At 65.9% G+C, this 12,045-nt stretch carries 11 protein-coding genes; 3 read left to right on the top strand and 8 right to left on the bottom strand.

What is annotated here, in order from left to right; translation table 11 throughout:
* The first annotated feature begins 61 nt into the window (after window positions 1-61).
* A complete protein-coding gene (gene mnmD, locus PHQ87_RS01810; protein WP_300230596.1) occupies window positions 62-838 on the top strand; it encodes a tRNA (5-methylaminomethyl-2-thiouridine)(34)-methyltransferase MnmD in 777 nt (258 codons plus the stop codon).
* A gap of 35 nt (window positions 839-873) precedes the next feature.
* Here the strand turns inward: mnmD and tal are convergent, their stop codons facing one another.
* Window positions 874-1,821 (bottom strand): transaldolase, encoded by a 948-nt coding sequence (gene tal / locus PHQ87_RS01805; protein ID WP_300230594.1) that lies wholly within the window; start codon window positions 1,819-1,821, stop codon window positions 874-876.
* 70 nt (window positions 1,822-1,891) lie between these two features.
* Between tal and PHQ87_RS01800 the strand changes: the two genes are divergently transcribed.
* Complete coding sequence (locus PHQ87_RS01800) at window positions 1,892-2,740, top strand: SIS domain-containing protein (protein ID WP_300230592.1); 849 nt, start codon at window positions 1,892-1,894, stop codon at window positions 2,738-2,740.
* Window positions 2,741-2,762: 22 nt separating this feature from the next.
* Here PHQ87_RS01800 and PHQ87_RS01795 read toward each other — a convergent pair whose 3' ends face one another.
* The 7 genes from PHQ87_RS01795 to PHQ87_RS01765 form a co-directional block, all read right to left on the bottom strand.
* A complete protein-coding gene (locus tag PHQ87_RS01795; protein WP_300230590.1) occupies window positions 2,763-3,761 on the bottom strand; it encodes a dipeptide ABC transporter ATP-binding protein in 999 nt (332 codons plus the stop codon).
* Window positions 3,758-4,753 (bottom strand): ABC transporter ATP-binding protein, encoded by a 996-nt coding sequence (locus PHQ87_RS01790; protein ID WP_300230588.1) that lies wholly within the window; start codon window positions 4,751-4,753, stop codon window positions 3,758-3,760. Before PHQ87_RS01790 ends, PHQ87_RS01795 begins: the two co-directional genes overlap by 4 nt.
* Window positions 4,750-5,661, bottom strand: coding sequence for an ABC transporter permease (locus tag PHQ87_RS01785; protein WP_300230644.1), 912 nt, complete (start codon window positions 5,659-5,661; stop codon window positions 4,750-4,752). Before PHQ87_RS01785 ends, PHQ87_RS01790 begins: the two co-directional genes overlap by 4 nt.
* Before the next feature lie 142 nt (window positions 5,662-5,803).
* Entirely contained in the window at window positions 5,804-7,327 is a 1,524-nt protein-coding gene (locus PHQ87_RS01780) for an ABC transporter substrate-binding protein (protein WP_366524426.1), read from the bottom strand.
* Between the two features lie 109 nt (window positions 7,328-7,436).
* Window positions 7,437-8,648 (bottom strand): M20 aminoacylase family protein, encoded by a 1,212-nt coding sequence (locus PHQ87_RS01775; RefSeq protein WP_300230584.1) that lies wholly within the window; start codon window positions 8,646-8,648, stop codon window positions 7,437-7,439.
* A gap of 17 nt (window positions 8,649-8,665) precedes the next feature.
* Window positions 8,666-9,646 (bottom strand): ABC transporter permease, encoded by a 981-nt coding sequence (locus PHQ87_RS01770; RefSeq protein ID WP_300230582.1) that lies wholly within the window; start codon window positions 9,644-9,646, stop codon window positions 8,666-8,668.
* A 64-nt stretch (window positions 9,647-9,710) separates the two neighbouring features.
* Entirely contained in the window at window positions 9,711-11,282 is a 1,572-nt protein-coding gene (locus PHQ87_RS01765) for an ABC transporter substrate-binding protein (protein WP_300230580.1), read from the bottom strand.
* Window positions 11,283-11,463: 181 nt separating this feature from the next.
* Here PHQ87_RS01765 and PHQ87_RS01760 point away from each other — a divergent pair, with 181 nt between their 5' ends.
* Window positions 11,464-11,847 (top strand): helix-hairpin-helix domain-containing protein, encoded by a 384-nt coding sequence (locus tag PHQ87_RS01760; RefSeq protein ID WP_300230579.1) that lies wholly within the window; start codon window positions 11,464-11,466, stop codon window positions 11,845-11,847.
* The last annotated feature ends 198 nt before the right edge of the window (window positions 11,848-12,045 follow it).

Genomic DNA, 12,045 nt, shown 5'->3' with positions numbered 1-12,045 from the left:
TCGCGGGGTTTCTTGTTTTTGTGAAACACACACTCCGCACGCCGCCAGGCGCCGGTGGCCAATGAATACCGACAACACCCCACCCGTGGCCTGGGACGAACAAGGCGCCCCCTACAGCCCCCGCTTCGGCGACCGCTACCGCAGTGAAGGGACGGATGGCCTGGGCGGTCTGGCACAGGCGCGGCACGTGTTCCTGGCTGGCTGCGGCCTGTGCGCATCCGATGGCACACCCATGGCCACCACGGCCTGGGCCGGCCGGCCGTCATGGCGCATCCTCGAGAACGGGTTCGGCCTCGGCCTCAACTTTCTGGCCGCCTGGCAACTCTGGCGGCGCGACCCGCAACGCCCGACCACCCTCGTCTACGAAGCCACCGAAGCCTTCCCGCCCAGCGCCGACGACATCATGCGCGGCGCCCTCCCCTTCCCCGAACTCCAGACCCAGGCCCATACCCTGGCCGCCCATTGGTCCGGCCTGCTGGACACCGGCGAGCTCCTGCTCGAACAGGGTGCCATCCGCCTGCGCCTGCACGTCGGCGAGGCCCTGCCCGCCCTGCAGGGCATGGCGCGACCGGCCAGCGCCGAGGCCGCCATCGATTCGGTTTTCCTTGACGGCTTCACCCCCCGGCTCAACCCCGCCATGTGGTCACCCGGGATCATGCGGGCCATCGGTCGTCTCGCCCGCCCCGGCACCCGGGCGGCCACCTGGTGCGTCGCCCGGGGCGTGCGCGATGCCCTGGCCGATGCCGGCTTTGCCGTCGCCAAAAGAAACGGGCTGCCTCCGAAGCGCCACTGCCTCGTGGCGCGCTGGGGGCAGCCCCTGCCAGACCATCCGGAATGACCGACAGGGCCTGAGCAGGCCCTGGCCGGCGCGACTCAGACCGCCTGCATCAGCGCCTCGAGTTTGACGGTATCGGCGGCAAACGCCCGGATGCCCTCGGCCAGCTTCTCCGTCGCCATGGCGTCTTCGTTCAGTGCATAACGGAAACTCGCCTCGTCATAGGTGACGAACGGAATGTCCTGCGCCATGGCCGCTTCGGCATCGAGCGCACGCGACAGCGGTGCCTCACTGGCAGCCAGTTGCGCCAGCAGCTCCGGGCTGATGGTCAGCAGGTCACAACCCGCCAGCGCGGTGATCTGACCCACGTTGCGAAAGCTCGCCCCCATCACCTCGGTGGCAATGCCGTATTTTTTGTAGAAATCGTAAATGCGCCTGACCGACCGCACGCCCGGGTCGTTGGCGCCGGCATGAGCCGCCTCGTCCCAGCCGGCCCCGGCCTGCTTCTTGTACCAGTCGTAAATGCGCCCCACGAAGGGTGAAATCAGTTGCACCTTGGCCTGGCCGCAAGCCACCGCCTGGCAGAAGCTGAACAGCAGCGTCAGGTTGGTGTGGATGCCCTCGCGCTCCAGGCGGGCCGCCGCCTGGATGCCCTCCCAGGTCGAGGCAATCTTGATCAGGATGCGGTCCACATGCACGCCCTCCCCCTGGTACAGGTCGATGATGCGGCGCGCACGGGTGACGGTGGCCTCGGTGTCGAAGCTCAGACGCGCATCGACCTCGGTCGAGACGCGTCCCGGAATGTGCCGCAGGATCTCGCAGCCGAAACGCACCAGCAGGCGGTTCATGGTCTCGTCCAGCCCCTGCGAGCCATACCGGGCCACCGTTTCCCGAAGCAGGTGCGCATACTCGGTTTTTTGCACCGCCTTGAGCACCAGCGAGGGATTGGTCGTCGCGTCGCGCGGCGCGAAGGCAGCGATCTGGTGGAAGTCACCCGTATCGGCGACCACGGTCGTGTGCTGTTTGAGGGCTTCGAGCTGGTTCATGGGCCCGATTATCGGGTGTAATCGGATTTCACCGGATCATGTAATCCCGGCCGCCACAACGTACCTCGCCATGCTGGACCGCATCAAAGCCTCGCTGCCCTCGCTGGCGCCCGCCGAACAGCGCGTGGGCCGGCTCGTGCTGGCCGACCCACGCAGTTTCGCCAGCCTGCCGGTGGCCGAACTGGCCGAGCGTGCCCACGTCAGCAAGCCCACCGTGGTGCGCTTTTGCCGCAGCATGGGCTACGACGGCCTGTCGGATTTCAAGCTCAAACTCGCCGGCACCGTCAGCGAAGGGGTACCCTTCATCCACCGCAGCGTCGACGCCGACGACAAGGTCGGCGACGTGCTGGTCAAGGTGATCGACAACACCGTCGCCGCCTTCCTGAAGTACCGCAACGACGCCTCCAGCCATGCCATCGAGAAGGCCGTTGACGCCTTGATGGAGACCTACCGCAGGCGCGGGCGCATCGAGTTCTTCGGTGCCGGCAACTCGGGCATCGTGGCGCAGGACGCGCAGCACAAGTTCTTTCGCCTGGGGCTCAACGCCATCGCCTACAGCGACGGCCACATGCAGGTGATGAGCGCCTCCCTGCTGGGTCCCGGCGACTGCGTGGTCATCATCTCCAACTCGGGCCGCACGCGCGACCTGATGGATGCCGCCGACATCGCCCGCAAGCACGGTGCCACCGTCATCACCATCACCGCCAGCGGATCGCCGCTGGCCATTGCCGGCCACATCCATCTGGCCGCCGACCACCCGGAGGGCTACGACCGCTACAGCCCCATGACCTCGCGTCTGATGCACCTGATGATCATCGACGTCATGGCCACCTGCCTGGCCCTGCGCATCGGTGGCACCAAACTGCAACCACTGCTCATGGAGATGAAAAACAATCTGAGGAGCAAACGGTACGCATAAGCTGCGCACCCACGCCCAGGCGTCAGATCCGTCCTTCCTCCACCGCGTGGCACGCCACGCGAACGCCATCGACGTCCTGCAGCGCCGGCCGCTCGTTGCGGCAACGCTCGTTCGCATGCGGACAGCGCGGATGGAACGCACAGCCACCCGGGGGGTTGAGCGGATTGGGCACCTCGCCCTGCACCGGGGTGCGCGCCTTGCCGGTATCGTGCATCTTCGGGATGGCATCCAGCAACATGCGCGTATAGGGATGACGCGGAGCGGTGAACAGCGTGTGCTTGTCGGCCAGCTCCACCAGGCGCCCCAGGTACATCACCCCCACCCGGTCGCTCACGTGCCGCACCACCGCCAGGTTGTGGCTGATGAACAGATAGGTCAGCCCCTGCTGGCGCTGCAGGTCCTTCATGATGTTGAGCACCTGCGCCTGCACCGACACATCCAGCGCCGACGTCGGCTCGTCGCAAACCAGGAACTCGGGGTGCGTGGCCAGCGCGCGGGCGATCGAAATGCGCTGGCGTTGTCCGCCCGAGAACTGGTGCGGGAACTTCGCCCGATCCTGCGCCGACAGGCCCACCGACTGCAGCAATTCGTCCACCCGGGCCCGCAAGGCCGACTCATCGTCCAGGATGCCGTGCTCGCGCAAAGGCTCGGCAACGATGTCCTCGACCCGCCAGCGCGGGTTCAGGCTGGCGTACGGATCCTGGAAGATCATCTGAATGCGCCGGCGCAACTGCCGCCCCTGCGGGGTGCGGTAGGCCGCATGGGCATCCTGGCCATCGAACGCAAAACGGCCACGCGAAGGTTCGTACAGCCCCACCAGCAGGCGCGCGACCGTGCTCTTGCCACAACCGGACTCGCCCACCAGCGCCAGCGTCTGGCCCCGCGGGATCTCGAAGCTCACGCCATCGACCGCGCGCAGCCACTGCCGGGGCTTGCGATCCAGCACCCGGTTCAGCCACGGCGCTGACACATCGAAGGTCTTGGCCAGGTCGGTGGCCACCACCAAAGGCGTGCTGCTCATGCCATCTCCCCGGTGGAGATGCATGAGCCCGGGACGCGCTCGTGCAACCAGCAGGCCGCGCGCGTGGCGCCGGCCGGCCCCAGTTCGGGGCGCTGCTCGCGGCAACGGTCAAACACCCGGTCACAACGCGGATTGAAGGCACATCCCCTGGGGATCGCATTGAGGCGTGGCATCGCACCATCGATCTGGTTCAGGCGCTCGCGGTCGGTATCCATGTCGGGAATGCAGGCCATCAGCCCCCGCGTGTACGGGTGCGCGGGGTGGTTGATGACGTGGTGCACCGGCCCGATTTCGGCGATGCGACCGGCGTACATCACGGCGACCCGGTCACAGGTCTCGGCAATCACCCCCATGTCGTGGGTGATGAGCATGACGGCGGCCCCCCGGTCCTTGCAGACCGTCTTGAGCAGCGTGATGATCTGCGCCTGGATCGACACATCCAGCGCCGTCGTCGGCTCGTCGGCGACGATCAGTTGCGGCTCGGCGGCCAGTGCCAGGGCAATCACCACCCGCTGGCGCATGCCGCCCGAGAACTGGTGCGGGAAGTGGTCGATCCGTTCCTCGGCCGCCGGGATGCCGGTGTCGCGCAGCAACTGGATGGCGCGCCGGCGCGCCTCGGCCCGGCTCACCGGCAGGTGGGTGGTGATGGTCTCGACGAGCTGGCGCCCGACCGAGTACAGCGGGTTCAGCGACGTCAGCGGGTCCTGGAAGATGGCGCCGATCCGGCGGCCGCGGATCTTGCGCATCTGTTCGGGACGCAGGTCATCGATACGCTGGCCATCCAGCAGGATCTGGCCCGAGGCCACCCGGCCCGGCGGTTCCAGCAGGCCGATGATGGAGGCCCCGGTCAGCGATTTGCCGGCGCCCGACTCACCCACCACGCCCAGGATTTCACCCGGCGCGATGTCGAAGGAAATGTCGTCCAGCGCCCGCAGGGTGCCACGGCGGCCCGGAAACTCGACGACCAGGTTCTTGACTTGCAGCAGACTCATCTCAATTTCGGGTTCAAGGCGTCGCGCAGCCAGTCGCCCAGCAGGTTCACACTCAGCGCGATCAGCACCAGCATCGTGGCCGGGAAGATGGTGATCCACCATTCACCCGAGAACAGGTAATCGTTGCCGATGCGGATCAATGTCCCCAGCGACGGCGAGGTCGGTGGTGCACCCACCCCCAGGAAAGACAGCGTGGCCTCGGTGATGATGGCCGTGGCCACCTGGATCGTGGCCAGCACCAGCACCGGTCCCAGCACATTGGGCAGCACGTGCCGGCGCATGATGGACAGCGGCGCCACCCCGGTGACCTGTGCCGCCTGCACATACTCCTTGTGGCGTTCGACCAGCGTCGAGCCACGCACCGTGCGCGCGTACTGCACCCACCCGGTCAGCGTGATCGACAGGATCAACACACCGAAGGCCAGGGTATCCGGTGACTGCGGAAACAGCGCCCGGCCCACGCCCGCGATCAGCAGCGCCACCAGAATGGCCGGGAACGACAGCATCACGTCGCACACGCGCATCAGGAGCGTGTCGATCCAGCCACCGAAGAAACCGGCCGCCAGGCCCAGCGTCACCCCGATGAGCATCGACAGGGCCACCGAGGCAAGCCCCACGGCCAGTGAAATGCGGGCCCCGTACATCAGCGCCGACAGGATGTCGCGCCCCTGGTCGTCGGTGCCGAGCAGGAACTCGCGGTTCCCGTCCGGGCTCCAGGCGGGCGGCAGACGCGCGTTCATCAGCTCCAGGGTCGCCAGGTCGAAGGGGTTGTGCGGTGCGATCCAGGGCGCGAACACCGCGGCCACCACGCAGGCCAGGGCGATCAGTGCGGCCACGAGAGCCGTCGGCGATGTGCGGAAACTGTGGCCGACATCGCTGTCCAGCCAGCGGCGCAGAAAGGCAATCAATGCGGGTTCTCTCGAGTTCTGTTGCAAGACGATTCATCAACCCCGCCAGCCACGCCTCCCGGGGCCAGCGCGGAACCGGCTCCGCCGGACCGCCGCCGGCGCCTCCCGGCGGGGTGGACGCGACAGGCGGCACGGGCGGGCCCTATTTCACCGACATGTAACGGAAGGGCATCTGGTTGTCGGCGCGCTGAACCAGCCGGACGTTGTTGCTCACGCCCCAGGCCAGGGCCTGCTGGTGCAACGGCAGGTGACCGACGTCCTCGCTGTGCAGCGCATAGGCCTCCTTGATCATGGCGTTGCGCCTGGCCTGGTCGGTCTCCGACTGGATCTTCAGCGTCAGTTCGTCCACCTTCGGGTTGCAGTACGACCCGAGGTTGAACTGGCCGGCGCCCTTGTCGTCCACGCAGTGGATGATGGCATTGAGCACGTTGTGCGCGTCGTAGGTGCTGGGCGACCAGCCCAGCAGGTAGAAGCTGGTGTCACGGCGCAGGATCTTGGGGAAATAGGTGCCCTTGGTTTCGGCCTGGAGGTTGATCTTCACGCCGATGCGCGCCAGGTTCGCCGCCACCGCCTGACAGATATTGCTGTCATTGACGTAGCGATCGTTCGGGCAGTTCATCGTCACCTCGAAGCCGCTGGGGTAGCCCGCTTCGGCCAGCAGCTTCCTGGCAGCCTCCACATCGTGGGGCAGGCGCTTGTCGATCGAGGCGTCGTAGCCATTGGTACCCGGGCCGATCAGCAGCGCCGCCGGCGTCGAGGCGCCGCGCATCACCGTGCGCTGGATACCATCGATGTCGATGGCCTGGTAGAAGGCCTGGCGCACGCGCTTGTCCTTGAACGGATTCTTGCCCTTGACGCTGGAGTACAGCAGCTCGTCACGTTTCTGGTCCATGCCCAGGAAGATCCAGCGCAATTCCGGCCCCTGCAGCACCTTGGCCTTGCCACTGGCGTTGACGCGCGCCACGTCCTGCACCGGCACCGGCTCGATCACGTCCACCTGGCCCGACAGCAGCGCCGCCACGCGGGTGGCGTCGTTGCCGATCGGCGTGTACTCGACGTTGATCACGTTGCCCTCGATGGTGCCCCAGTAGTTGCCGTTGCGCACGAAGCTGGTCTTGACGTTCGGCTGGCGTTCGCGCAGGCGATAGGGCCCGGTGCCGTTGGCCCGGAACGAAGCGGCATTCTCGATCCCCTTGCGACGGTCCACCGGCCTGGTCGCCTGGTTCTCCTCGGACCACTGCTTGCTCATGATGTAGAGGAAGGAAAACACGTCGGGCAGGATGGGAAACGGCGTCTTGGTCTCGATCTCGACCACGTGATCGCCCAACTTGCGCACGTCCTTGACGTCGTTGGTGTAGGAACGCATGTCCGATCCTTCGCCGGCCGCGCGCGCTATGCTGAAGATCACGTCGTCGGCCGTGAAGGGCTTGCCGTCGTGAAACTGGACGCCCCGACGCAATTCGAAACGCCAGACCGTCGGCGACGTCTGTTGCCAGCTGGTGGCCAATGCCGGAACCAGCTTGAGGTCCTTGTCGCGCGTGACCAGTGGCTCATAGATATTGCCGGTCACGCTCAGCTGGAGCGATTCGTTGAGCGAATGCGGGTCCATCGACAGGGCATCGCCCTGATTGCCGATGCGCACCGTCTGGGCAGACGCGGCGCCCATCACGGCCAGAGCGCCAGCCACAAGGGCGGCGGACAGTGTCTTCTTGTGTGCCAGGCTCATACGATCGCTCCTTCTTTCTGGTGGTTGAAACCCGCACGAGGCGCCGGCATCAGGTGGCCAGCGGCATACCCTGCTCGATCAGGCCGGCATGCAGTGCCGCCCCCAGCGGCAGCACCTCGTCATTGAAGTCGTAGCGGCTGTTGTGCAGGAAGCACCCGCCCTCGCCGCCCTGCCCCAGGCGCAGGTAGGCACCCGGCTTGACCTGCAGCATGAACGCGAAATCCTCGGCCCCCATGCTCGGGTCCATGTCCGCATCGACATGCTCGTGACCCACGATCTTCTGCGCCACCTCAACGGCAAAACGTGCCTCGTCGCGCGTGTTGACCGTGGCCGGGTAGATGCGCTCGTACGTCATGTGCGCGGTGGCGCCCAACCCCAGCGCCACTCCCGCGCACACCTCGTGCAGGCGCTTTTCCACCATGGCCTGCACCTCGGGATGGAAGGTGCGCACCGTGCCGACCAGCCGGGCCGTCCCGGGGATCACGCTGAATGCCCCCGGGTCCCCCGCCTGCATGGCGCACAGGCTGATGACCGCACTGTCGATGGCGCGCACGTTGCGCGAGACGATGCTTTGCACCGCCGTGATGATGTGCGCCGCCACCAGCACCGGATCCACGGCCGCATAGGGATGCGCGCCGTGGCCTCCCTTGCCGGTGATGTCGATCGTGATGCGGTCGGCCGATGCCATCATCGGGCCCGGGTTGATGCCGATCGTGCCCGGCCGCATCTGCGGCCAGTTGTGCATCGCGAACACCGACTGGACCGGGAAGCGCTCGAACAGGCCATCCTCGATCATGGCCTTGGCGCCGGCAAACCCCTCCTCGCCCGGCTGGAAGATCAACACCGCCGTGCCGTCGAACTGGCGGGTTTCGGCCAGGTAACGGGCCGCCCCCACCAGCATCGCCGTATGGCCATCGTGCCCGCAACCGTGCATCAGGCCCGGCTTCGACGATTTCCACGCGAAATCGTTGTGCTCGGTCATGGTCAGGGCGTCCATGTCGGCCCGCAGACCCATCATCCGGCCGCTGGCGCGCGACCGGCCCTGGATCACCGCCACCACGCCGGTCTTGCCAATGCCGGTATGGATTTCATCGACACCGCAGACTTTCAGCGCCTCGATCACCCGGCCCGCGGTGTAGTGCTCCTCGAATCCAAGTTCGGGGTGCGCATGCAGATCGCGGCGCAGCGCAATCAACTCGGGGTGGAATTCGGCAATATGGGCGAATGCCCGCCCGTGAGCCCGGATGCGCGGTGGCTGCATGCTGGAGTGGTGTGCGTTCAATGTCCCCCCGCTTTCTCCACGCGCAGGCGCGGATCGACGGCGAAATACAGCAGATCGACGATCAGGTTGATGACCACGAAAATCAGCGCGATCAGACACAGGTAGGCGGCCATCACCGGGATGTCGGCGAAAGTCACGGCCTGGATGAACAGCAGGCCCATGCCTGGCCATTGGAACACCGTCTCGGTGATGATGGCAAACGCGATCAGGCCCCCCAGTTGCAGACCGGTGATCGTCATCACCGGCACCAGGGTGTTCTTGAGCGCATGACCGAAATGCACCGCCCGGTCGGTCAGGCCGCGGGCGCGCGCGAACTTGATGTAGTCGGTGCGCAGCACCTCCAGCATCTCGGCCCGCACCAGGCGCATGATCAGCGTGAGCTGGAAGATGGCCAGGGTGATGGCCGGCAGGGTGATGTGGTGCCAGCCCTTGAGCGTGAGCAGGCCGGTCGTCCACCCGCCCACATTGACCACCTCGCCACGCCCGAAACTCGGGAACCAGCCCAACTGGACGGCAAACACCAGGATCAGCAGGATGCCGATCAGGAACGTCGGCAGCGACACGCCCAGCAGCGAGATCGTCATGAACACCTGGCTCATGAAGGTGCCACGCCGCAGTGCCGCATAGACACCCATCGGCACACCGATCAGCAGCGCCATGGCCGCCGCCACGAGTGACAGCTCCAGTGTGGCCGGAAAGCGCTCGGCGATCAGGCGTGACACCTTGGCGCCCTGGCGCAGGCTCAAGCCGAATTCGCCTTGCGCGGCGTTGGCCAGGAAGTGCCAGAACTGGACGAAGAAAGGCTGGTCCAGCCCCAGGTCGGCGCGCAACTCGCGGATCTGCTCGGGCGTCGCATCCTGTCCAAGCAGGAACACCACCGGATCACCCACATACTGGAACAGCAGGAAGGCGATGGCCGCCACACTGACCATCACGACGACCGCCTGGACCAGCCGCCGGAGAATGAAAGCTAGCATGTGTCAACGATGGATCGGGGCCGCGTTCCCGCCCGCTGCGCGGCCCTTGTGGTTCGGGCGTGGCTCAGTTTACCTTGATCAGCCGCCAGTCCAGCCGGTTGTCGGCACGGTGCACCACGTCCACGTTTTTCTTCATGGCCCACGGAATCACCTGGTTGTGCAGCGGAATGTGGGCCACATCCTCGTTTTGCAACTGCAATGCCTGGGTCAGCAGCGAGGTGCGCAGCTTCAGGTCGGTTTCCTTCTTGGTGCGCTCGACCAGCGCGTCCATCTGCGGGTTGCTGTAGCGCCCCACGTTGTAGTTGCCGTCACCGCCGGCACCCACGCTGCGCACCAGCGACTGCAGGCTGTACAGCGCATCGAAGGTGGGCACACCCCATCCGAGCATGTAAATGCTCGCCTCATGGCGCTGGATCATCGGGAAATAGGTCACCAGCGGCAGCGTGCGCAGCTTGGCCTTGACCCCGATCCGGGACCACATGGCGGCCACGGCCTGGCAGATGGCCTCGTCGCTGATGTAGCGGTTGTTGGGGCAGGCGAAATCCACCTCGAAGCCATCCCTGTAGCCGGCATCGGCCAGCAGCTTCTGTGCCGCCGCGACGTCGTACGGGAAGCGCTGGTGCACGGCCTCGGTCCAGCCGTTGACCTGCGGCGCCACCAGGGCACCCGTGGGCTGTCCCAAGCCGCGCAAGGTGACGCGGGCAATGGTGTTCATGTCGATCGCCTGGTACAGCGCCTTGCGCACGCGCTGGTCCTTGAGCGGGTTCTTGCCCTTGATGTTGCTGCCAGGCAGTTCGTCGCGGAACTGGTCCATGCCGAAGAAGATGGTGCGGTTCTCGACCCCGTCCAGCACCTTCAGGTTGCCGTTCTGCCGCAGGCGCGGCAGGTCCTGCGGGCTCGGGTCCAGCACGAAGTCCACCTCACCCGACAGCAGCGCTGCCGTGCGCGTGGCCACATTCTTCACCGGCGTATAGACCACCTCGGTCACGTTCGTCTCCGCCTTGCCCCACCAGTTGGCGTTGCGCGCCAGCACCAGCTTCTGGTCGGGCTGCCATTCCTTGAGCATGAAAGGCCCGGTGCCGTTGGCGTTGCGGTGGGCGAAGTTTTCGTCCTGCGTCTTGATGTCCTTGGGTTCCGTCGAGCGGTTTTTTTCCGCCCAGGCCTTGCTCATCATGCGCAACTCGGTCAGCTGGTTCAGCAACACCGGGTTCGGGTCCTTGGTGAAGATGTCGATGGTGTGCCCGTCCACCGCCACCACACGGTCGATGCCCTGGGCATAGACCCCGAAGTTCGAGGACTTGGCCATGGCCCGCTCGAGGGAGAACACCGCATCCGCCGACGTGAACTCGCTGCCATCATGGAATTTCACCCCTTTGCGCAGGTTCATCCGCAACTGGGTGGGTGTGACCTGCTGCCAGGACGTGGCGAGCACCGGCTCGGGCTTGAATGTCTTGCTGTTGTAGTACACCAGCGACTCGTAGACCGCCGCGTGGATGCCATTGGCCAGCGCGTTGTTCTGGGAATGGATATCCCAGGTGGGAATGTCGCTGGCACTGGTCCATTTGAACGTCTTCGCGCCGGCCGCACCGACCGTCAGGGCAAACGCGGCGACGACGGCTGTCAGATGGAGTTTCATTGCTTGACACCTCAATCAAAAATCGGGTTTCCACACTATGCAACATCCACACCACCTTGCCTCACCGGACTAACCCTATTCCAGCCCGCCCGGGTCTGTCCCCGCTTTGGGGTTCACGCAGACGCCCTCTCTCCCTACGCTCACGGATGCCCAACCGCAAGCTGAACACCCGGGAGGACCCATGCGCTACCGATGGCTGGCCACCATGGCCTGTGCCTTTTTCCTGCTGGCCGGCCCGGCCGGCGCCGCCGTAGAAGCCAACCACGCCACCGCACTCGACCTGGAGAGCATCAAAGGCATCGGCCCCAGCACCGCCGGCAAGATCCTGGCCCAGCGGCAGATTCGTCGCTTCAGCAGCTGGCAGGACTTCATCGAGCGCGTGCCCGGTGTGGGCGCCAGGCGGGCGGCGCGCATGTCGGACAGTGGCCTGACCGTCAACGGCCAGCACCTGGGACCGGCCAAACCCGCCGCCATGGCGCCGCGCCACGACACGCCACGACTGCCACCGCAGGAACCTTTTCCTGCCGGATCGGTGATCGTCGAATGGCCACTGCGCCGGCCCTGAAATCGACAAAAAAAAGCCGCCGACCCGAAGGCGGCGGCTTTCAAACCTTGGAGACTTCCTGGGTGGCCTCGCGGCCACCCGTCACCCGATCAGAACGAGTGCTTGATGCCGAGGGCGAAGGTGTGCTCGGCGTTGCCGCTGGCGGCCACAGCTTCGTCGTTCAGCTTGTTGAAGCCCGTGTACAGGACGGTGCGCTTG

The organism is Hydrogenophaga sp., assembly GCF_028698005.1.
GTDB lineage: Bacteria > Pseudomonadota > Gammaproteobacteria > Burkholderiales > Burkholderiaceae_C > Hydrogenophaga.
The sequence above is the reverse complement of the archived record's forward strand: the minus strand, read 5'-3'. Positions and strand labels throughout refer to the sequence as shown.

Coding starts and splice junctions, on each gene's coding strand:
- PHQ87_RS01790 (WP_300230588.1), bottom strand. CDS start 4,753: ATGAGTCTGCTGCAAGTCAAGAACCTGGTCGTCGAGTTTCCGGGCCGC.
- PHQ87_RS01775 (WP_300230584.1), bottom strand. CDS start 8,648: ATGCAGCCACCGCGCATCCGGGCTCACGGGCGGGCATTCGCCCATATT.
- PHQ87_RS01770 (WP_300230582.1), bottom strand. CDS start 9,646: ATGCTAGCTTTCATTCTCCGGCGGCTGGTCCAGGCGGTCGTCGTGATG.
- PHQ87_RS01780 (WP_366524426.1), bottom strand. CDS start 7,327: ATGGGCGCCGCGTCTGCCCAGACGGTGCGCATCGGCAATCAGGGCGAT.
- PHQ87_RS01765 (WP_300230580.1), bottom strand. CDS start 11,282: ATGAAACTCCATCTGACAGCCGTCGTCGCCGCGTTTGCCCTGACGGTC.
- tal (WP_300230594.1), bottom strand. CDS start 1,821: ATGAACCAGCTCGAAGCCCTCAAACAGCACACGACCGTGGTCGCCGAT.
- PHQ87_RS01795 (WP_300230590.1), bottom strand. CDS start 3,761: ATGAGCAGCACGCCTTTGGTGGTGGCCACCGACCTGGCCAAGACCTTC.
- PHQ87_RS01760 (WP_300230579.1), top strand. CDS start 11,464: ATGCGCTACCGATGGCTGGCCACCATGGCCTGTGCCTTTTTCCTGCTG.
- PHQ87_RS01800 (WP_300230592.1), top strand. CDS start 1,892: ATGCTGGACCGCATCAAAGCCTCGCTGCCCTCGCTGGCGCCCGCCGAA.
- mnmD (WP_300230596.1), top strand. CDS start 62: ATGAATACCGACAACACCCCACCCGTGGCCTGGGACGAACAAGGCGCC.